This is a genomic window from Kitasatospora sp. NPDC022785 (assembly GCF_055561295.1).
In genome coordinates, this window is the sequence record NZ_JBVHHB010000010.1 from 80,268 (window position 1) to 99,884 (window position 19,617).

Genomic DNA, 19,617 nt, shown 5'->3' on the forward strand with positions numbered 1-19,617 from the left:
TTCGGCCGCTCCTCCCGCCCGTGCGGCCGGTAGGAGGCGAAGGCCCGCCAGCGCACCCGCTGCGCCCCGTCACGTCGGCGCACTCGCCCGCGGCGGAGCCGACGCCACACCGTGCCTGCGGGCACGGCCGTGCGTGGTGGGGTCGGCGCCGGCGGTGTCGACGGCCCCGGCGAGCAGGCGTCCGCCGGGGGAAGGGCGAATCTCCCTTACCGATGCATGACGTGACGCCAGTCGTCGGCCACCGTGCCGTCCCCGGCCGGTAGCGTCGCCGGTCATGAGGATTCTGGTCACCGGCGGTGCCGGGTTCATCGGTTCGGCCGTCGTCCGTGCCGTGGTCGCGGCGGGCCACGAGGTCCGTGTGCTGGACGCACTGCTGCCTGCGGTCCACCCGTCGGGTGCGGCGCCCGTACTGCCGGCCGGCGTCGGGTTCCGGCGCGGCGACGTACGGGACGCGGCGGCCGTGGAGGGGGCCCTCGCCGGCGTGGACGCGGTCTGCCACCAGGCGGCGATGGTCGGTCTCGGGCTCGACCTCGATGACGCGCCCGACTACGTGGGCTGCAACGACCTCGGAACGGCGGTCCTCCTGTCCGCGATGGCACGCGGCGGGGTGCGGAAGCTGGTACTGGCCGGATCGATGGTGGTCTACGGCGAGGGCCGGTACGTGTGCCCGGCCCACGGGGACGTGGCACCCGGTCCACGACGACCGGACCATCTCGACGCAGGCCGGTTCGAACCGCCGTGCCCGAGGTGCGGCGCCGAGTTGCGGCCGGGGCTGGTCACCGAGGACGCACCGGGCGACCCCCGCAACGTCTACGCCGCGACCAAGCTCGCGCAGGAACACCTGGCCGCGGCCTGGGCCCGCGCCTGCGGCGGGTCCGTCCTGGCGCTCCGCTACCACAACGTCTACGGCCCGGGCATGCCGCGTGACACCCCGTACGCCGGAGTCGCCGCCCTGTTCCGCTCCGCGCTCGCCCGCGGCGAGGCCCCCCGGGTGTTCGAGGACGGCGGCCAGCGCCGGGACTTCGTCCATGTCGACGACGTCGCCGCGGCCAACCTCGCCGCGCTGGAGGACCTCGGCAACCGGCTGCCGGGCAGCTCCCGGGCGTACAACGTCGGCAGCGGCGAGGTGCGTACGGTCGGCGAGATGGGCCGGGCCCTGGCCGACGCCTGCGGTGGGCCGGCGCCCGTGGTGACGGGCCGGTACCGGCTGGGGGACGTCCGGCACATCACGGCCGACTCCTCCCGGCTGCGTGCCGAACTCGGCTGGCGGGCCCGGGTCCCGTTCCGTGCGGGGATCGCCGGGTTCGCCGCCGCGCCCTTGCGGGCCTGACTACGCACGCGCCGCCGGGAGTGCGATCTCGAAGCAGCAGCCCCCTGCGACGTTGTGCACCCGGGCGCGCCCGGCGTGCGCCTCGACGATGCCGCGGACGATGGCCAGGCCGAGCCCCGCACCGCTGTCCCCTCCCTCGCCGGGATCCCGCCGAGGCGTGCGCGCGGCGCTGCCGCGCCAGCCGGTCTCGAACACCCGGGAGAGGTCCTGCTCCGGGATGCCCCCGCAGCCGTCGGTGACCGACAGCACCACCTCGTCCACCTCGCGGCGGGCCGAGACGGCGACCACACCCTCCTCGGGCGTCGAGCGGATAGCGTTGACCAGAAGGTTGCCGAGCACCCGGGTGATCTCGCGGCTGTCCACCTCGACCGGCTCGGCGGCGACCTGACGGCCCTCCAGACGGACGCCGCGCTGCCGCGCCAGCGGGTGGGCACCAGCCAGTGCGTCGTCGACCAGGTCGTAGACGGACACCCGGGACAACGAGAGGGACAGCGCGCCGGCCTGGATCCGGGAGAGTTCGAAGAGGTCGTCGACCATCCCGGTGAGGCGCTCGACCTCGGCACGGATCCGCTGGAGGTACTGCTCCGGCTGGTCGGCCACCCCGTCCTCCAGCGCCTCGGCCATGGCGCGCAGGCCGGCCAGCGGGGTGCGCAGGTCGTGGGAGATCCAGGCGATCAGCTCGCGCCGCGAGGCGTCCAGCGCCTGCGCGCGGGAGCGTGACTCGGCGAGCCGGGCGCTGGTGGCGGCGAGCTCCTCGCTCAGCTGGGCCAGTTCGAGCCCGAGGGGGTGGTCCGGAGCGGTGAACCCGGTGTCGCTTCCGACGGTGCGGGCGGCCGCGGTCAGGGCCCGGCTGCCGGCCACGACCTGGCGTCCGAGCAGCGCGGCCGTGAGCAGTGAGACCACGGAGGCCATGCCGAGCACGGTGATCACCACGCCGAGGTCGTGCCCGGACAGGAACATCGCCTGGGCGACGGCGAGCGTCCCGGAGGTGACCGCGAGAACGGTGACGACGGCGACGCAGAAGAGTGAGAGCGCCACCGAGCGGCGGCGCAGCAGGCGTACGGCCACCCATCCGAGGAGGCCGGCGCCGGTGGCGCCGAGGCCTGCGAACAGGGCGATCAGCAGCAGGTCCGTCACGCCGGGCCGTCCATCCCGGCCGTCACCGGGTCGTAGCGGTAGCCGACGCCCCAGACCGTGGTGATCAGCGTCGGTGCGGCGGGGTCGTCCTCGATCTTCTCGCGCAGCCGGCGGACGTGGACGGTGACGGTGGACAGGTCGCCGAAGTCCCATCCCCAGACCCGCTGCATCAGCTCCTGCCGGGCGAAGACCGTCCGGGGGTGCCGGAGGAAGTGTGCGAGCAGGTCGAACTCCCGCAGTGTGAGAAGGAGTTCATCTCCTCGGCGGTGGGCCCGGCGAGCCTGCGGATCGAGCGTGATGTCCCCGGAGGCCAGCGGCGCGGGGAACGGCGCAGAGGGGACGGCGGCACGGGAACGACGGAGGACGGACTGCACCCGGAGGACGAGTTCCCTCGGGCTGAACGGCTTGGTGACGTAGTCGTCCGCGCCCAGCTCCAGGCCGAGGATGCGGTCGGCCTCGTCGCCCTTGGCGGTGAGCACGACCACCGGCAGGTCGGCGCCGTTCTCGGTGGCGCGCAGCCTTCGCAGCAGCTCCAGGCCGTCGATCCCGGGGAGCATGAGATCCAGGACCAGCAGGTCGGGGCGATTGCTGCGGGCCAGGTCGAGGCCCTGGTTGCCGTCGCAGGCCCGGTCGACCCGGTGGCCGGCCCGGGTGAGGTAGCCGGCGACGACCTCGCCCACGGTCAGGTCGTCGTCGACCACCAGGATGCGGGCGGGGTCCGGTGGTCCGGAGGAAGCGGGGCTCTCGTTCACCTCGCCGAGGATACGAGCTGCGGCCGTGGGCAGGTGCCGCGCCGGGGTTCACGTTCGGGTTCCGTAAGATCGCGGCCGGGCCGGGGTTCACGTTTCGGGTTCCGTAGGATCGCGGCCGGGCCGGGCACGGCGCCCACGCCCGCGACGGCCCGTAGGACTTTCGTAAGGCCGCCGTTCGGCCGCCGCCGGGCCGCCCGCCCTTAGCGTGGCCGACGTGATCTCTCCGAATCCCCCACTGCCACCCGCCGATGTGATCCTTCCGTGCCTCGACGAGGCCGAGGCCCTCCCCTGGGTGCTGGGACGGGTACCCGCGGGCTGGCGGGCGATCGTCGTCGACAACGGTTCGCGCGACGGCTCGGCCGAGCTGGCGCGCTCGCTGGGCGCGAGCGTCGTCGAGGAGCCGCGGCGCGGCTTCGGCGCCGCGTGCCACGCCGGGCTGCTGGCCGCCACCGCCGAGCTGGTCTGCTTCCTGGACTGCGACGGCTCCCTCGATCCCGCACAGTTGCCGCGCGTCACCGCGCCGGTCCACGCGGGCTCGGCGGACTTGGTGCTCGGCCGCCGCCGCCCCACGACCGCCGGCGCGTGGCCGCTGCACGCCCGCCTCGCCAATGCCGCCCTGGCCCGCCGGCTGCGGGCGAGCACGGGGGCGCCGCTGCACGACCTCGGGCCGATGCGGGCCGCCCGCCGTGAACGGCTGCTGGCACTCGGCCTGGGCGACCGCCGCTCCGGCTACCCGCTGGAGATGGTGCTCGCCGCCTCGGCGGCCGGGATGCGGATCGCCGAGACGCCCGTCGACTACCTGCCTCGCACGGGCCGCTCCAAGGTCACCGGAACCGTGCGCGGCACCCGGCAGGCCGTCCGGGACATGCGGGCCGTTCTGGCCGCTCCGCCGCCGACCCTGCTGGTGATCGCCAAGTCGCCCGTGCCGGGACGGGTGAAGACCCGCCTCACCCCGCCCTGCACACCCGAGCAGGCGGCGGCGCTGGCCGAGGCCGCCCTGGCCGACACCCTTGCCACCCTCGACCGGGTACCGGCCGGACGGCGGCTGCTCGTGCTGGAGGGCGAGGCCGGCCCCTGGCTGCCGCCCGGTTGGCAGGTCGTGCCGCAGTCGGGGGGCGGGCTGGACGAACGGCTCGCGGCCGCCTTCGCGCACGCCGCCGGGACCGCCCCGGACACGCCCGCGCTGCTGGTCGGCATGGACACCCCGCAGATCGGCGGCGCCCTCCTCGCGGAGCCCCTGTCGCCGGCCCGCCGCACCGGCGTCGACGCCTGGTACGGCCCGGCCGGCGACGGCGGTTTCTGGGCTCTCGGGCTGGCGAGGCCCACCGCAGAACTGGCCCGGCGGCTGCTTCTGGGCCTGCCCATGTCCACACCGGAGACCGGGCAGGGCCTGCTCGACCGACTGACGGCGAACGGCCTGACGGTCGGTCATCTCCCGGTGCTCACCGACGTGGACACCATCCGGGACGCGCGCCACGTCGCCGCCGAGGCTCCGGGCAGCAGGTTCGCGGCATGCCTTCGCCTGATCGGGGCCGCGCCGGAGATGACGCGGTGACCGTCGCCGCGGAGGCGTGGGTGGACGACCCGTTCGCCGAGGCCGTTCGTGCCGGGCGGGGCCCGCTGTGGCTGCGACGCGAGGACGGCGGCCGGATCCCGCTCGACGTCGAACGCTGGTGCGCACCCGCCGCCGGCGCGGATCACGGCCTGCTGCTGCGCTGTACGCGGTTGCCCGCGCCGGTGGTGGACCTCGGCTGCGGTCCCGGCCGCCTCGTCGCCGCTCTGCTGGGCCTCGGCGTGCCGGCGCTCGGTGTCGACATCACCGGAGCCGCGGTGGCCCGGACCCGCATGCTCGGCGGGCCGGCCCTGTGCCGGTCGGTGTTCGACCGGCTGCCCGCCGAGGGCCGCTGGGGTGGCGCGCTCCTCGCCGACGGCAACCTCGGGATCGGCGGCGACCCGGGGCTGCTGCTCGCCAGAAGCGCCGAACTCCTCGCTCCGGCAGGCTTGTTGTTGGTCGAAGTCGAGCCGGGGGAGGTCGACGAGCGGATCACCGTCCGGGTCGAGGGCCCCGAGGGACGGCTCGGGCCTCCGTTCGCCTGGGCCCGCTGCGGCGCGGCGGCCACCGTCCGTCGCGCCGGCCGTGCCGGGCTCGTCGAGACCGAGCGCTGGTCCTCCCACGGCCGCCGCTTCCTCTCCTTCCGGAAGGCGGTCCGCCCCCGCTGACGAGACGCGCAGCGGGAGCCAGGTCCTGTCCGGTCGATCTCGGTCCGACCGATCTCGGTCCGGTCGATCGCGGTCCGGTCGATCTCGCGCCCGGCGGGACCGGCCGGACAGGACCTCCTCGTCGGCCTACTCCTCCTGGGCCGCCGGGCTCCCGGCCGGCCACTGAGGGTGCTCCCGCTCGGCCCATCGCCGGTCGACCAGCCCCGTCCGCATCCCGCGCCGGGCCTCGGGATCCCGTACGGCCATCCGGATGTGCCCGGCCGTCACCGTGGCGATGGCCGCCGCGAGCCAGTCGTGGACGAAGGTCGCGCCGGTCCGCCAGGCCGGCGGCGTCAGGTGGGTGAGCCACATCAACAGGCCCGTACCGAGGATCACCAGCATCGCCCCGAGCGTCCACTGGGCGTACAGCTTCTGCCCGGCGTTGAACTTCCCCGCCGGACGGTGCGACGCGCGCGCCCACGTCGCCCGCAGCCACGCCCGGTCGGCCGGAAGGAAGCGGCTCAGCCTCGACACGTCCGCGCGCACCGCCCGGAAGGCCAGGCCGAGCAGCAGCGGTACCGGCAGCGCCAGGCCGCACCACACGTGGGCGGTGGCGACCAGCCTTCGGCGCCCGACCAGTTCGGCCAGCGGCGTCACGTAGAGGCAGGCGGCGGTGGCCAGGCAGGTCAGCATCAGGGCGGCGGTGGCGCGGTGCACCCAGCGCTCGGCGCGGGTGAAACGGAGGAGGAGCTCAGGCGGTCGGCGCATCGTCACGTCCGTTCGACCGGCCGACCCAGGCGTCGACGTCATAGCCGTTCTGCTCCCAGTAGCCCGGCTGAACCGTGTCGGTGACGGTGATCCCGGACAGCCACTTGGCCGACTTGTAGAAGTACATCGGCGCCACGTAGAGGCGCACCGGTCCGCCGTGGGAGTGCGAGATCGGGGCGTCCTGGAGCTTGAGCGCGACCACCACGTCGTCACGCCGGGCCTGTTCCAGGGTGAGGCTCTCGGTGTACTCGCCGTCGAAGCAGCTGAACCGCACAGCTCCGGCGCCCGCCCGGACGCCGGCGGCGTCGAGCAGGTGGGCGAGCGGCACGCCCTCGAACGGTGTGTCCGGTACCCGCCAGCCGGTCACGCACTGCACGTCCCGCACGATCCGGCGCTGCGGCATCGCCTGAAGGTCGGCCAGGCGGTGGCTGCCGGGCCGCTCCACCAGCCCGTCCACCGTCAGGGTGTACGTATCCGGGCCCCTGGCCGGTACCGAGGGCACCACGGAGTAGTACCGGAAGCCGCCACCGCCCGGCAGCAGTCCGGTGAGTCCCGTCGGATCCTTCCCGGCCACGGCGTCCTGGGCCCGCTGGAGATACGGGCCGGCCGCCACGCCCACGGCGCCGAGGCCGAGCATGCCGAGCACCACCCGCCGGCCCACCGGGGTGCCCCCGGAATGCTTCGCTGTTCTGTCCACGCCTCCGATTCGACCAGTCGCACCGGTGCCGCGACCAGATCCGGCGCCGAGCCGTCAGGCTTTCGTCATCTCCGTCCGCGCACCACGGGCCGTTCCGCGCCGGGCGCGTCACGCGTGGACCACGGCGCCGTCCCGCCCTGCGGGGACCGCGCGAGCCCGCGCAGCACCGGCACCAGGAGGACGCAGGCCAGGGCCGCCCCGTAGGCGGCCTGCTGAGCCACCTCACCGCCGACCAGGTAGAGCACCTGCCCGGCGGCGGGAACCGCCAGCCACTCCCAGGCACCGTCGAGTGCGACCAGGGCCACCACCAGCAGGCCGTACCAGGGGTAGGCCGGCGCGACGAGCAGCAGTGCCGTCCCGGTCACGAGCAGCGCGCCCCGCCACGGGCGGCGGGGGTCACCGCGCCGCAGCACCCACAGCACCACCGCCGCCGCCACCAGTCCCGCCGCCCATGGCGCCCAGCCGTCCGGAACCACGAGCCGCAGCAGCCCGAACCGGTCGAGGTGCCCCTGCTCGTAGCCCTCCTCCCGCAGGTATCCGGGCAGGTATCCCAGGACGGCCGGGCCGGAGACGGCTACATGGGGCGCATACGCCGCCGCGAACGCCCCGAGAGCCGCGCCGAGGACGGCGAGGTCGCTCCTGGTCGGACGGCGTGAGAGCGCCCCGGACAGGGCTCCGGGCAGGGCGAGGGCCGGCAGCAGCTTGGTGGCGACCGACGCGCCCAGCAGCACGCCTGCGGCTCCCGCCCCCACTCCCGTTCCGGCACCGGCCCCGGCTCCGGCACCGGCCCTGGCCCTGGCTCCGGCCCTGGCTCCGGCTCCGGCTCCGGCTCCGGCTCCGGCACGACGGTGGGCCACGTGGAGGCGGGCCGCACAGCCGAGCCCCGCGGCCGCCAACAGAGCCCCGAGGGTGTCGATGTGCGCGTCGTTGACCGCCCACACGGTGATGCCGGGGCACCAACCCCACAGGGCCGCCCGCCGGCTCCCCCGCCCGATAGCCAGCAGCACGCCCGTGGTCGCGACCGCCAGCAGCGCACCCCCGGCCTGCACCCCCCGCACCCCGCCCCCGAAGGGGTGCACGGCGAGGAACCACACCTGCGCGACCGGGGGGTAGATGGTGTGCACGGAGGGCCGGTTGATCCGGGTGCAGTCGCCGGACGCCGTCCGCCGCTCGTCCCACCCCGTACAGCCGTCCGTCGCCGGGAACAGGGCCTCGTCGCGCAACCGGACGAGCGCCGGATCGTCCGGGGCGTGCGCGTACGGCGAGATGCCGGCCGCCTGCACCCGTCCGTCCCACACGTACCGGTAGGCGTCGTCGCTGGTACGCGGCGGAGCCAGCAGCCCGACCACGGCGACGGCCACGCTCCCGGCCAGCACCAGCGGCGCCACCCGGCGGCCGGGCACCCGCCGCAGGAGCACCAGCGCTGCCGCGAACAGTCCCGCGTCGAGTGCGTACCAGCCCCACAGCGGGCTCCGGTCGGCGAGCGTGCCACCGCCGGTCACGGTCATGGCCAGAGCCACCACCAGCGCGGAGAGAGCGAGCGTGCAGGGCAGCAGGGTACGTGTGGCCACGCGCCCACCCTGCCACCGTCCCCGCCGGGCGGACGGCTCCGGCGGGCCGCCGTTCGGATTCCGTAAGCACGTCGCACCACCCGACGAGGGCCCGGTAACGCTTCGATGAGGGCGTGGAATCCAAGCACTCCGGCGCCCGGCGCCGCCTCCGTCCCGCGCTCCCGCCCCCACCCGCGTTCCTGCGCCGCGGTCCGTTCCGTGACGACGTCTTCTCCTCGGCGGTGCACGAGCCGCGCACCGCCGTCGTCCTCGGCCGGTGGCTGGGCGCCGCACTCCTGGTCTGCTTCCTGACCGGGCTCGCCAGCCATCTGCTCCAGGACCCGCCGGGCGGGCTGTCCGGCCTGCTGCCCGCGCGTCCGGTGAACGGCTATCGCGTCACCCAGGGACTGCACGTCATCAGCGGCCTTGCCGCCATCCCCCTGACCGGGGCCAAACTCTGGACGGTCTACCCCCGGTTGTTCGCGTGGCCTCCGGCGCGGAGCGTGCCGCACGCGCTGGAGCGGCTGGGTGTCGCCGTCCTGGTGGCCGCCGTGCTGCTGGAGCTGTTCACCGGCCTGCTGAACACCCTCCAGTGGTACCCGTGGCCGTTCCCGTTCCGGCAGACCCACTTCTGGCTCGGCTGGCTGGCCACCGGAGGCCTGCTGGTCCACATCGCCGCCAAGTTGCCGCTCATCGCCGGGAACTGGCGACGCCCACAAGCCCCCGTTCCCGGGCGGCGTGCGCTCCTGACGTCGGTCGCCGCGGCGGTCGGCGCGGTCACGCTCACCACCGCCGGACAGACCGCGCCCTGGCTGCGCCCGCTGAACCTGCTGTCGCCACGACGCCCCGACCTCGGCCCCCAGGGTCTCCCGGTCAACCGCACCGCCGCCCAGGCCGGAACCGTCACCGTTCCCGACACCTGGGTTCTCCGGGTGGACGGGCCCCGGCCGTACGAGCTCACGCTCGACGAGCTGGCCCAACTCCCCCAGCACGAGGCGGTCCTGCCGATCTCCTGCGTGGAGGGGTGGAGCGCGAGCGCCCGTTGGGGCGGCGTCCGGGTCGCCGACCTGCTGGCCCGGGCCGGTGCGCCCGCCGGGACCGCCGCACGGATCACCTCGTTGGAGGCGGCCGGCCCGTACCGGGTCATGGAGATGCCCGCGCAGTACGCCGACGACCCGCTCACCCTGCTGGCCCTGAGGGTCAACGGCGAGACGCTGGACGCCGATCACGGGTTCCCGGCACGCATCATCGCGCCGAACCGCCCAGGGGTGCTCCAGACCAAGTGGGTCGCCCGGATCGAGGTGGCCCGATGACGACCTGGCTCCGAGGCACCACCCTCGCCTCCGGTCTCGCGCTGATCGGCTTCGGCCTGTACGGCCTGCTGACCGACTCCTACATCACCGCCCCGGCGCAGATCCTCACCTGGGGGGTCGGGGCGCTGATCCTGCACGACGGCGTCTGGCTGCCGCTGCTCTGCCTCGTCGGCGCCCGCCTGGCCCGCGGGCCGGTCCTGCGCGGCTGGCTGATCGTGGTCGCAGCCGTGACCGCCGTCGGTCTGCCCGCCGTTCTGCGTGCCGGCGACGATCACGGCAACCCCTCCCTGCTGCCCTTGCCCTACCTGCGCAACTGGCTGTCCGTCCTGGCTGCCACCGCCGCACTCGCCCTCCTGGTCGGGCTCGTGCGGCGGTGGCGCCGATCCCGGCCGGTCAGTCGCCCGGAACGCCGGGAAGACCGGTCGTGAGGCCGTCCAGCGCGTGCCCGCACGGGCAGGCCCGGTCGGTGGGAAGCCGCCCGATCGCCTTGAACAGCACCGTGCGCAGCCGCTCCACGTTGCGCCCGAATTCCGCGAGCACCTCCGCGTGGGTCACTCCCTCGCCGCTCTCCACGCCGGCGTCGAGGTCGGTGACCAGGGCGATCGAGGTGTAGCACAGGCCGAGTTCACGAGCCAGGACGGCCTCGGGGTGGCCGGTCATACCGACCACCGACCACCCGTTGGAGGTGAACCACCGTGACTCCGCACGGGTGGAGAACCGAGGCCCCTCGATCACCACCAGGGTCCCGCCGTCCACGGGGTCCCAGGCGGCGCCCGCGGCTGCCGCGAGCACGGCCCGGCGCCCCTGCGGGCAGTACGGATCCGCCATCGACACGTGGACCACCCCGGGCACCGAACCGTCCGGCAAAGCCAGTCCGTCGTAGAAGGTCTGGACGCGTCCGGAGGTCCGGTCGGCGAACTGGTCGGGCACCAGCAGCGTCCCGGGCCCGTACGCGGGCCGCAGCCCGCCGACCGCGCAGGGCCCGAGCACCTGACGCACGCCGAGCGAACGCAGCGCCCAGACGTTGGCGCGGTAGTTGATCCGGTGCGGCGGCAGCCGGTGGCCGCGCCCGTGCCGGGGCAGGAACGCCACCCGGCGGCCGGCCACCTCCCCCACGAACAGCGCGTCGCTCGGCTCGCCGTACGGGGTCTCCACCCGCACCTCGGCCACGTCGTCCAGCAGCTCGTAGAGCCCGGACCCGCCGATCACACCTACATCGGCTCGGGGAAGCAGGAACTGATCGTCCGTCACTTCACACACCTTTCTCGCCTGACTGTGCCGCCACTGTAGGAGCCGGCGCAGCGGGAGCCGGCGCGGTACGGCCTTACGAATCACGAACGGCGCCCGGGAGCGCACCGTCGTCAGTCGAGGACGACGACCATCTTTCCCAGCGCCCGGCCGGCCTCCATCACCCGGTGGGCTTCGACGATCTCGCCGAAGCGGAAGATCCGGGTGGGGCGGGCCCGCAGGGCGCCGGCCTCGACCCGGGCGTAGATCGCGTCCAACGGAACCTCCGCGAGGGGGAAGGCAGGGGTTCCCAGGACGAAGGCGCTGCCGAAGAAGCTGAGCTGGACGCCGCTGGGCAGATCGGCGATCGGGTCGAAGTCCGCCACCGGGGCGAATCCGCCGAGGAAGCCGACCTGGCAGACCCGTCCGCGCGGCCCGACCGCGGCCAGCGAGTCACGCAGCACCGTGTTGCCGACGATGTCGAGCAGCGCGTCGACGACGACGCCCCGCCGGCCGACCTCCGCCGCCAGGTGACCGTCGTCGATGAGCACGTCGGAGGCCCCGAGCTCCTTCAGCAGGGGCACGTGCGCCGGGTGACGGGTCGTGGCGAGCACGCTCGCGCCGTGCTGGACGGCGAGGTTGACGGCGGCCTGCCCGAGGGAGGAGGTCGCACCGCGGACCAGCAGTGTCTCGCCCGGCCGCAGGGCGAGGTTGCCGTGCAGGGCGCTGTACGCCGTGGCGTACACCTCGGGCACCGCGGCCAGGTCGGCCCAGGGCAGCCGCGCGTTCACGGCCACGACGTTGGCCGAAGGGACGGTCACCAGTTCCGCATAGCTGCCGTTGCGGGTGCGGCCCATGCCTCCCAGGATCGCCACCACCTTCGTCCCGGCGGGGAGCCGGCCCGAGGGGTCGGCCTCGACGAGGCCGGCGCACTCGATTCCGGGGACGGCGGCGACCTGCCCCCAGGCGCCGCTGCGCATGTACGCCTCGGCGTGGTTGAGGCCGAACGCCTTGACCCTGACGAGGACCTCGCCGGCGGCGGGCACCGGGTCGGGCAGGTCGGTGACGGTCAGCACCTCGGGGCCGCCGTGAGTGGATATGACGATGGCCTTCATGTCCGAACCTCGTTCTTGAGTAGTCATTCAACTATTGGGCCGACGAAAGGGCCACCGCGCGCGGTGGCCCGAAAGTCGTACGGTCAGGCGAGCACGGCGAAGGCGTTGTCGACGATCGCCCGCAGGACCGTCCCGTCCGGATTCGCCTTGCCGACGACCATGAGCCCCTGACAGGTCGCGACCAGCAGCTTGGCGCTGCCGCCCGCATCGAGGGAGTCCCGCACCTCGCCGCGGCGGACCGCGTTCTCCAGGGCGCGGGTCATGCACCGCTCCAGGCGCGCCAGGTGGCCGCGCACGACGGCCGCCGCCTCGTCGTCCTCGGCGGCCTTCTCGATCGCGGTGTTGACCAGGAGGCAGCCCTGGCGCCCCTCGGGGCTGAGCAGGTCGCGCACCAGCCCGTCGAAGTAGCCGCGGACCTCCGCCACCGACGCACCCGGCGCCTCCAGTTCCCCGAGCTTCTGCGGGACGACCAGCTTCGAGTAGCGCTCCAGCGACTTCACGAAGAGCGCGCGCTTGCCGCCGGGGAACGCACTGTAGATGCTTCCGGGCTTGACGCCCGTGGCCTTCACCAGGTCCTCGATGGAGGTGGCCCGGTACCCCCGCTCCCAGAACCGCAGCATCGCCTGGTTCAGGACGGTGTCGGGGTCGAACTCACGCGGTCTGGGCATGGAAGGAACATACATGAGCGACCATTCAAGAACAAGGTCGCCGGATTGGCGGACCACGCCGTCCGTGCCCGCCGGCCGGGTGGGGTGGGGTCGGCGCGTGGAGCTCACGCCCGCCGTCGAGCGGTGCCGCGCCGGCCGACACGCCGGCTGCGGGCACCGACGGCGCCGAACGACAGCACCGGCCCTCCGGGAGTCCGGAGAGCCGGTGCGGTGCGGTCCGTCAGCGGCCGGCGAGTTCGCCGCTGAGCGTCTTGTGGATCGCGGCGCTGGGCTGGTTGAGACCGGTGATCTCGGCGGTCTTGCCGCGCTGGGCGCACTTGGCCTCGACGGCGTCGAGAGCGGCCACGGACGAGGCGTCCCAGATGTGCGCCCCGCTCAGGTCGATGACGACACTCTCCGGGTCGCCCGCGTAGTCGAACCGGCCGACGAGGTCGTTGCTGGACGCGAAGAAGAGCTCCCCGGTCACGGCGTAGACCACCTGGCCGCCGTCGGGGTCGGTGGCGGCGGTGACGTCCGCGCGGTGGGCGACGCGCCTGGCGAAGATGACCATCGCGGTGACCGAGCCGACGACGACGCCCACGGCGAGGTTGGAGGTGGCGACGACGAGGGCGGCCATCGGGAAGAACACCATCAGGGCCAGACCGGCCGCGATCAGCGGGTAGACCGGCCACGGCACGTGCGTCATCCCGGGGACCTGCGCCAGGAAGACCAGGATCGCCAGAGCGTTGACGAAGCCGACCATGACCGAGCGGGGCACGAACCGGATCAGCTTCGCCACCCCGACCGCGCCCAGCACGATCTGGAAGACCCCGGCCAGGATCACCGACACCTGGTGCACGCGCACGCTCCGTCTCCTGCCAGAAGTCCTCGCGGGGGCGCCACGTGCGTTCCCCGCCCGTCCCGGCGTGCCGCCCTGCGCCGCCGGCAGGGCAGTTGAGTGATCGTCAATTGACCGGACGTGGCATCAGCGGCTACTTTGAACGCGTTCAATTTCACGGAGGGGGAAGCCCTGTGCAAGCGTTCCAGCAGATCGGGCCGAGCGCTGTCACGCGAGGACGCAGGCTGACCGGGGTGGCCTTGGAAGGTCCCTTCGTGGCAGCCCGCGCCGCCGGCCCGAGGCGCGGACGGCCGCCGCTCGGGCGACCGGCCGGGCACGGCCTGTGCTGCGCGGTCGGCCACTCCTTCACCGTTTCGACCCTCCTCGCGCTGCCCGCCGCCTACCTGGCGCTGTTCGAACTCGCTGAGGAGTACCCCGGCGGAGACCTCGGGCTCCTGCTCCTGTTCATCGCGCCGCTGCTGCTCCTCCCCTTCGCCCTCGGTGCCCGCACCTGGGCGACCAACGGCCGGACGGCCCTGCGCTGGGCCGGAAAGGCCGCAGCCCACTACCTCGTCTACTACCTGACGCCGATCGTCCTGCTGGCCCCCCTGCCGGCCCTCGCCGTCGGGTCCACCTCCCCCGACGCGGGCTTCCCCGACTCCCCACCGGGGCTGTACCTCCAGATCGCCGGCGTCGTAGCCCTGTTCATCGGCGCCCCGGTCCTTGCCGCCCTGCTCATGGTGGCCCCTTGGGCGTCGCGCGGCCGGAACGCCCGCCTCCCCCTCGCACTGCTCGCGAACCTCGCGCCGGCCTTCCTCCTCCTTCTCGGAGGCCTCCCCGTCGTACTCCTCATCGCCGCCCACATCGTCTTCGCCTGCCGCGTCATGCCCGCCACCGCGACCCCGCAGCCCTCCCGGCCCGACCCTGCCAGGCAGCACCACCCCGCCGACCAGGACCGTCCCTGACCGGCCCTCGGGGCCGATGCCGACCCGCCCCGTCCCGCCGGTCGGCACGGGCCTCGCCCAGGGCCGGCCCACCCCGGCCCACCACGGCCGGCCCAGGCCGGCCCGGATCTCGGCCGCGCCCGTGATCAGGGGTGGGCCAAAGGGCTCCGGCGCTGCGGACCGCCCGCAGGGCGGAAGCCCTCCCGGCTGAGCTGGCAGCTGCGGCGGGGCCTGGCCATGCGCAGCAGGACCAAGGGGATGCCCGCGTATCCGACGAGGTAGTCGGGGGTGATCCGGCGGGGGACCTCGGAGATCCAGCCCTGCCCCTGCGGGGTCTCGGCCGTGAACGCGTCCAGGATGCCGATGAGTTCACGGGCTTGCGCCCGCAGGTCGTCATCGTCCAGGGCCAGAGCGGCGTCCCAGAGGAACTCGGCGTTCCCGGCCAGCCCGTGGCACAGGGTCGGTCCGCTCCACCGAGCCCCCAGAGACACCGAGCGGCAGGTGCTGCGGAGCGCTTCCGTCGGGTCGGGTCCGACACCGAGGCGCCGGGCGTGCAGGAGCAGCCGGCCGATGCCCGTCGCCCCGTGGCACCAGAACGGCGCGGACGCCGGGCCTCCTTCGACGACGGGCCAGGCGAGCCCGCTCCCGTCCTCCAGGCACGGGAGCGCCTGGCGTGTGATCCAGGAGAGCGCCTCTCGCGCGGTCTGCTCGTACCTGGGCGCACCGGTGGCTTCGTAGAGGTCGAGCAGCGCGTCGGCGATGCCCGCCGCACCGTGGGCGTAGCCGAGGAAGCTCTTGCCGCTGAGATCGCCGTATCCCGCCGGGATCGGCCAGTGCGCCGTGCCGCGCTCGCCCTCGCGCTGCCGCAGGAGGGTGTCGCCACAGCCCACCGCCCGGTCGAGGCTCCGCCCGTCGCCTGTCTCGTCCCAGAGGATCAGGTGCGCGAGCAGCCGGCCGGCGAGGCCGTGGAACAGGTCGGGAGAGTCGTCGGGACGTGCCTGCGGCTGCCCGGCGGCCCGGTCGACAGCGGCCTGGACGAGTTCCTCGTCGGCCAGCACCTGCCCTGCCCGCAGGGTGGCGGCGGCGACTCCCATCTCCCCCACGCAGAGCCCGCGTGGCCGGTCCCCGGGGAGCGGCGGCATGGCGTGGAGCGTCCGTGCGGCGGCGCGCAGGACGTCCGCGTGGTGCGGGACCCGCAGTTCGTCGGTCAGCTCGGCCAGGGCGAGGACGGTGCCCGCCATCCCGGAGTTGAGGTCGCGGCCAACCAGCCCCTTGCCGATGCGGTACCGGCTTCGCCACGTCACTCCCTCCTCCGAGGAGTCGGCCTGGGCGCAGATGAAGTCACCGGCCCGGCGGGCCAGTTCGAGCAGGTCCGAAGCGTCCGGGGCCCGTGTCCCGTCCCGGCCGGACACCTCGCACGGTTCGGGTGCCCGCGTCGTGTGCGGCTCGATCACCGTCAGCAGCGCCCGTCGGACCTCGCGCATCGAGGTCAACCGTCGCGCGGGATCCTGTGCCAGGCATCGCGACACGACCGCTGCCAGCGCGCTGTCGACGGTCGGGCTGAGCTGTCCGAGCGGTCTCGACAGCAGGTTGTCCGCGTCGGGTGCCCGCGAGGGCTCGGCGTCGGTGACCAGGAGATAGAGCACCGCTCCCAGCGCGTAGACGTCGTCGGACGCGGACACTGCGCCTCCCGCCCTGCAGCCGGGAGACACGTAACCGCGGGTCCCGGCTCCGGCGGGCCGCCCTGTGGCGCCGATGGGATACGCCAGATCGAAGTCGATGAGCCGCACCGCGCCGTCGGGCAGGAGGACGATGTTGGCCGACTTGAGATCCCCGTGTACATGACCGATGTCGTGCAGGGCGGACACGGCATCCGCGACGGCGACGCCGAGCTCCACGACGCGGGCCGTGGAGCAGCGGCAGCCCGCTCCGGACAGCGTTCGCACGTGCCGGTCGAGTGTGTCCCCGCCCAGGTCCTCTGAGACGAGTACCAGTTCGTCCCCGTTGTCGATGACGTCGAGAACCGCCGGGGTCACCCGTCGCCCGGCGAGCCGGGCCAGGACGTCCAGTTCGCGCCGCAGCAGCAGGGCGCCGTCGTCGGCCTCGACATGGTGGTCCGCCGGCCGCGCTCTCGCGCGCTTCAGGACGCACACCCGCGGCACGGACAGGTCCAGGGCGAGTTGGACGACGGTCTCGGGCGAGTGTGCCAGGGTGATGACGGGCCGGTATCGGCCCGCCACCGTGTCCGCCGGCGCGTGCGAAGCGCTCCGGCCGTTCCTTCGGAACGGATCGTCGACCCACGTCGGCACATGGGGGGCCGCTCCCCGGACATCCGGCACCAGCCGGCCCGCCGGGTCCAGCAGGGCGAGGACGACCTCGCCGAGCCTGGTCTGCATCCGGGTGTCGCCGAACCCGCCGTACCGGTAGAAGACGACGCTCCCGTCGGCGTAGGCGCGGTCCGACGGGATGTGAGGTCCGCGCATGCCCCGGGTGGCGGCCTGAACGGCGGCCGCCACCTCAAGAGCCGCATCCTCGTCCCTCGGATAGACGGTGATGAACTTTCCGACCTGCGAGATCCCCGCTGCTCCGCGGTTCAGACCGGCGAGCCAGTCGAGAGATCCGATGACCTTGAAGGCGGCTCCCGCGGCGACCAGGGGAGGCAGAGCCAGCCCAAGGGTTTCGGCCGCCGTCGAGGCGTAACTGGAAACGTGGAGCTTCCAGCCTTGCCGAGGGAGGGTGCGGTCACGGGGAGCGGCCGTTATCCACGGCTGTAGGGAGTCGGCGGCCGGTGTGACCTGCCAGTCGGGCGAGCGACCACCGACCGCTTCCACGACTGCGTTCAGCATCCAGGTGTCGGGCCCAGCGGTGGTCGTGCTCATGCGTCGGGAGCGTCGATCTTGATCGTGAGGTGGCAGGTAGGTCCGCAGAAGGTGGCGATACAGGTGAAGTCGTTGCACCCGCCGGTATGGATGCATTCGGTCGGATCGAACGACTCTCCGGCCACAGCGGAACGCGACCGCGATTCACTGATCGCCCGGGAAAGCTCTTCGACCGCTCCCTCGGGAATGTTGTTCTCGGCCAGGACGGAGCCGGGGTCGTCAGCCAGTCGCTGACGAAACGCCTCATCGGTCTCGGCCTGCGCGACGATCTGCGCCAGTCGCAGTCTGACGGCGACGACATCCTCGGTCATAGCCGCCCCCAATTCGGTCCGTGCGCGAATAGGACTCGGGGCTGCCTCTTCGGCGGCCTTACGTGTTCACCCGTCCCCCACCGGGTGTGCCCACCAATGACATTGTCCGCCCCGTCCCGCCCCCACCGCCACAGGGAAAGCCGCGGCAACGATCCGTCACATCGATGACGGAGAGCCACCTGTCCCGCCGGCCCGGACCCCCCGTGGGTCGGACTCCGGACGAAGTTCGGTCCTGCTCGACCATTGATAGGAAACTTTACTTTCTACTAGGCTGTCGGCCGGCGGCTTGGCGCGGCACCCGCACCGAACGGGGTGTGACGCGCTCAGCGAGAGAGCTCTGACCCGGCCGCTGCGGTGGTGCGGTCGCCGCTTGACCGGTGGGCTCGTGTGGTGTGCGCCGGTGCCCAGCTCTCGCCGTTTCTCAAGGTCAGGGAGTCCAGGAATGCGTCTTGGTGTCTCGGCAAGGCCTGTCCGTATCGGTGTGTTCGCCGCTGTGCTCGCGTTGCTCGGCGGCCTGTTGCTCGGCTGGTCCGGGCGGGCGGGGGCGGCGGCCGATCCGCTGATCTCGCAGGGGAAGCCCGCGACGGCGTCGTCCACGGAAGGCTCGTCGTACGCGGCGGGGAAGGCGTTCGACGGGAGCGCCACCACCCGGTGGGCGAGCGTGGAGGGGAAGGACCCGCAGTGGCTGCGGGTGGACCTCGGCGGGAACGCCAACGTCTCACGGGTGAAGCTGGCTTGGGAGGCCGCGTACGCCAAGGCGTACCGGCTGGAGGTGTCGGCGGACGGGGTGACCTGGACGAGGCTGGCGGAGGAGAAGGCCGGGAACGGCGGGACGGACGACTGGACGGGGCTGGCCGGCAAGGGCCGCTACGTCCGGATGTACGGAACGGCGCGCGGGACGTCGTACGGGTACTCGCTGTTCGAGATGGAGGTGTACGGGGCGCTGGACGACGGGCCCCCGCCGGGCGGGGCGTTCACCGTGGTGGCGGCGGGCGACATCGCCGCGCAGTGCACCGCCTCGGACAGCGGCTGCGCGCACCCGAAGACCGCCGCGCTGGCCCAGCAGATCAACCCGAAGTTCTACCTGACGATGGGTGACAACCAGTACGACGACGCCCGGCTTTCGGACTTCCGGAACTACTACGACAAGAGCTGGGGTGCGTTCAAGGCGAAGACCCACCCGGTACCGGGGAACCACGAGACCTACGACCCGGCCGGGTCGCTCGCCGGGTACAAGTCGTACTTCGGCAGCATCGCCTACCCGCAGGGCAAGAGCTGGTACAGCTTCGACGAGGGCAACTGGCACTTCGTCGCGCTGGACTCCAACGCCTTCGACCAGAGCGCCCAGATCGACTGGCTGAAGGCCGACCTGGCGGCCAACGCGAAGAAGTGCGTCGCCGCCTACTGGCACCACCCGCTGTACTCCTCGGGCGGGCACGGCAACGACCCGGTCTCCCGGCCGGTGTGGAAGATCCTCTACGGCGCCCGGGCCGACCTGGTGCTGAACGGGCACGACCACCACTACGAGCGGTTCGCCCCGCAGGACCCGGACGGGAAGGCCACCGCGGACGGGATCGTCGAGATCGTCGGCGGGATGGGCGGCGCCGAGCCGTACCCGATCGAACAGGTCCAGCCGAACAGCCAGAAGCGGATCAGCGGTGAATACGGCGTGCTGAAGCTGGACTTCACCGACTCCGGGTACGGCTGGAGCTACGTCGGCGCGGACGGCCAGGTCAAGGACACCAGCCCGAAGTACAGCTGCCACTGATGATGTACCTGGCCACCACCGGCCGCCGTCCGGACGCGGCGCCCCCCCCCGGGGGGGGGGGGGGGGGGGGGCCCCCCCGCGGGCGGGGGCGCGCCGGGGGGGGGGGGGGGGCCCCCCCGGCCCCCGGGGGTGGGGACCCCCC

Annotated in this window: 17 protein-coding genes and 2 pseudogenes; 8 read left to right on the forward strand and 11 right to left on the reverse strand. The window is 73.6% G+C overall.

The genetic code is table 11. From position 1 onward, the window contains the following. Positions 1-274: 274 nt before the first annotated feature. Positions 275-1,330, forward strand: coding sequence for an NAD-dependent epimerase/dehydratase family protein (locus ACZ3YO_RS18370; RefSeq protein WP_465570253.1), 1,056 nt, complete (start codon positions 275-277; stop codon positions 1,328-1,330). Here the strand turns inward: ACZ3YO_RS18370 and ACZ3YO_RS18375 are convergent, their stop codons facing one another. Both ACZ3YO_RS18375 and ACZ3YO_RS18380 read right to left on the reverse strand, forming a co-directional pair. After that, positions 1,331-2,467, reverse strand: a complete 1,137-nt coding sequence (locus ACZ3YO_RS18375; RefSeq protein WP_465570254.1) for a sensor histidine kinase — start codon at positions 2,465-2,467, stop codon at positions 1,331-1,333. It abuts the gene before it with no gap. Further along, positions 2,464-3,219, reverse strand: a complete 756-nt coding sequence (locus ACZ3YO_RS18380) for a response regulator transcription factor (RefSeq protein ID WP_465570256.1) — start codon at positions 3,217-3,219, stop codon at positions 2,464-2,466. The genes ACZ3YO_RS18375 and ACZ3YO_RS18380 overlap by 4 nt, the downstream gene beginning before the upstream one ends. Positions 3,220-3,433: 214 nt before the next feature. Between ACZ3YO_RS18380 and ACZ3YO_RS18385 the strand changes: the two are divergent. From ACZ3YO_RS18385 to ACZ3YO_RS18395, 3 genes and pseudogenes are all read left to right on the forward strand, one after another. After that, a pseudogene (locus tag ACZ3YO_RS18385) lies at positions 3,434-4,144 on the forward strand (glycosyltransferase family 2 protein); the annotation flags it as partial. A gap of 174 nt (positions 4,145-4,318) precedes the next feature. Continuing rightward, a complete protein-coding gene (locus tag ACZ3YO_RS18390) occupies positions 4,319-4,774 on the forward strand; it encodes a TIGR04282 family arsenosugar biosynthesis glycosyltransferase (RefSeq protein WP_465570536.1) in 456 nt (151 codons plus the stop codon). Beyond that, on the forward strand, positions 4,771-5,439 hold the full coding sequence (locus ACZ3YO_RS18395; protein ID WP_465570257.1) for a class I SAM-dependent methyltransferase: 669 nt from the start codon (positions 4,771-4,773) through the stop codon (positions 5,437-5,439). Before ACZ3YO_RS18390 ends, ACZ3YO_RS18395 begins: the two co-directional genes overlap by 4 nt. 126 nt (positions 5,440-5,565) lie before the next feature. On the opposite strand, the gene ACZ3YO_RS18400 is transcribed toward ACZ3YO_RS18395, so the two are convergent. The 3 genes from ACZ3YO_RS18400 to ACZ3YO_RS18410 all read right to left on the reverse strand — a co-directional run bounded on the left by ACZ3YO_RS18400 (position 5,566) and on the right by ACZ3YO_RS18410 (position 8,454). Further along, positions 5,566-6,186, reverse strand: a complete 621-nt coding sequence (locus ACZ3YO_RS18400; protein WP_465570259.1) for a cytochrome b/b6 domain-containing protein — start codon at positions 6,184-6,186, stop codon at positions 5,566-5,568. Next, positions 6,170-6,823, reverse strand: a complete 654-nt coding sequence (locus tag ACZ3YO_RS18405; RefSeq protein ID WP_465551905.1) for a molybdopterin-dependent oxidoreductase — start codon at positions 6,821-6,823, stop codon at positions 6,170-6,172. Before ACZ3YO_RS18405 ends, ACZ3YO_RS18400 begins: the two co-directional genes overlap by 17 nt. Positions 6,824-6,948: 125 nt before the next feature. After that, positions 6,949-8,454 carry a hypothetical protein gene (locus ACZ3YO_RS18410; protein ID WP_465570261.1) on the reverse strand — a complete coding sequence of 502 codons (1,506 nt, stop codon included), beginning with the start codon at positions 8,452-8,454 and terminating at the stop codon, positions 6,949-6,951. Positions 8,455-8,567: 113 nt separating this feature from the next. On the opposite strand from ACZ3YO_RS18410, the gene ACZ3YO_RS18415 reads away from it, so the two are divergent. Further along, positions 8,568-9,746, forward strand: a complete 1,179-nt coding sequence (locus ACZ3YO_RS18415; RefSeq protein ID WP_465570263.1) for a molybdopterin-dependent oxidoreductase — start codon at positions 8,568-8,570, stop codon at positions 9,744-9,746. Then, positions 9,743-10,174, forward strand: a complete 432-nt coding sequence (locus ACZ3YO_RS18420) for a DMT family protein (RefSeq protein WP_465570264.1) — start codon at positions 9,743-9,745, stop codon at positions 10,172-10,174. The genes ACZ3YO_RS18415 and ACZ3YO_RS18420 overlap by 4 nt, the downstream gene beginning before the upstream one ends. Here the strand turns inward: ACZ3YO_RS18420 and ACZ3YO_RS18425 are convergent. The 4 genes and pseudogenes from ACZ3YO_RS18425 to ACZ3YO_RS18440 all read right to left on the reverse strand — a co-directional run. After that, positions 10,140-10,997, reverse strand: coding sequence for an S-methyl-5'-thioadenosine phosphorylase (locus ACZ3YO_RS18425; RefSeq protein ID WP_465570266.1), 858 nt, complete (start codon positions 10,995-10,997; stop codon positions 10,140-10,142). The genes ACZ3YO_RS18420 and ACZ3YO_RS18425 overlap by 35 nt on opposite strands. A gap of 110 nt (positions 10,998-11,107) precedes the next feature. Then, a complete protein-coding gene (locus ACZ3YO_RS18430; protein ID WP_465570268.1) occupies positions 11,108-12,088 on the reverse strand; it encodes a zinc-binding dehydrogenase in 981 nt (326 codons plus the stop codon). Between the two features lie 83 nt (positions 12,089-12,171). After that, positions 12,172-12,756 (reverse strand): TetR/AcrR family transcriptional regulator, encoded by a 585-nt coding sequence (locus ACZ3YO_RS18435; protein WP_465570269.1) that lies wholly within the window; start codon positions 12,754-12,756, stop codon positions 12,172-12,174. Between the two features lie 220 nt (positions 12,757-12,976). After that, positions 12,977-13,669 (reverse strand): annotated as a pseudogene (locus tag ACZ3YO_RS18440) (SulP family inorganic anion transporter); the annotation flags it as partial. Between the two features lie 179 nt (positions 13,670-13,848). On the opposite strand from ACZ3YO_RS18440, the gene ACZ3YO_RS18445 reads away from it, so the two are divergent. Then, on the forward strand, positions 13,849-14,538 hold the full coding sequence (locus ACZ3YO_RS18445; RefSeq protein ID WP_465570271.1) for a hypothetical protein: 690 nt from the start codon (positions 13,849-13,851) through the stop codon (positions 14,536-14,538). 125 nt (positions 14,539-14,663) lie between these two features. On the opposite strand, the gene ACZ3YO_RS18450 is transcribed toward ACZ3YO_RS18445, so the two are convergent. Both ACZ3YO_RS18450 and ACZ3YO_RS18455 read right to left on the reverse strand, forming a co-directional pair. Further along, complete coding sequence (locus ACZ3YO_RS18450) at positions 14,664-17,396, reverse strand: class III lanthionine synthetase LanKC N-terminal domain-containing protein (RefSeq protein WP_465570273.1); 2,733 nt, start codon at positions 17,394-17,396, stop codon at positions 14,664-14,666. Continuing rightward, complete coding sequence (locus tag ACZ3YO_RS18455) at positions 17,393-17,707, reverse strand: hypothetical protein (protein WP_465570275.1); 315 nt, start codon at positions 17,705-17,707, stop codon at positions 17,393-17,395. The genes ACZ3YO_RS18450 and ACZ3YO_RS18455 overlap by 4 nt, the downstream gene beginning before the upstream one ends. Positions 17,708-18,188: 481 nt before the next feature. Here ACZ3YO_RS18455 and ACZ3YO_RS18460 point away from each other — a divergent pair, with 481 nt between their 5' ends. Further along, entirely contained in the window at positions 18,189-19,475 is a 1,287-nt protein-coding gene (locus ACZ3YO_RS18460; protein WP_465570277.1) for a discoidin domain-containing protein, read from the forward strand. The last annotated feature ends 142 nt before the right edge of the window (positions 19,476-19,617 follow it).

Coding starts and splice junctions, on each gene's coding strand:
- ACZ3YO_RS18370 (WP_465570253.1), top strand. CDS start 275: ATGAGGATTCTGGTCACCGGCGGTGCCGGGTTCATCGGTTCGGCCGTC.
- ACZ3YO_RS18400 (WP_465570259.1), bottom strand. CDS start 6,186: ATGCGCCGACCGCCTGAGCTCCTCCTCCGTTTCACCCGCGCCGAGCGC.
- ACZ3YO_RS18405 (WP_465551905.1), bottom strand. CDS start 6,823: ATGCTCGGCCTCGGCGCCGTGGGCGTGGCGGCCGGCCCGTATCTCCAG.
- ACZ3YO_RS18420 (WP_465570264.1), top strand. CDS start 9,743: ATGACGACCTGGCTCCGAGGCACCACCCTCGCCTCCGGTCTCGCGCTG.
- ACZ3YO_RS18430 (WP_465570268.1), bottom strand. CDS start 12,088: ATGAAGGCCATCGTCATATCCACTCACGGCGGCCCCGAGGTGCTGACC.
- ACZ3YO_RS18435 (WP_465570269.1), bottom strand. CDS start 12,756: ATGCCCAGACCGCGTGAGTTCGACCCCGACACCGTCCTGAACCAGGCG.
- ACZ3YO_RS18450 (WP_465570273.1), bottom strand. CDS start 17,396: ATGAGCACGACCACCGCTGGGCCCGACACCTGGATGCTGAACGCAGTC.
- ACZ3YO_RS18455 (WP_465570275.1), bottom strand. CDS start 17,707: ATGACCGAGGATGTCGTCGCCGTCAGACTGCGACTGGCGCAGATCGTC.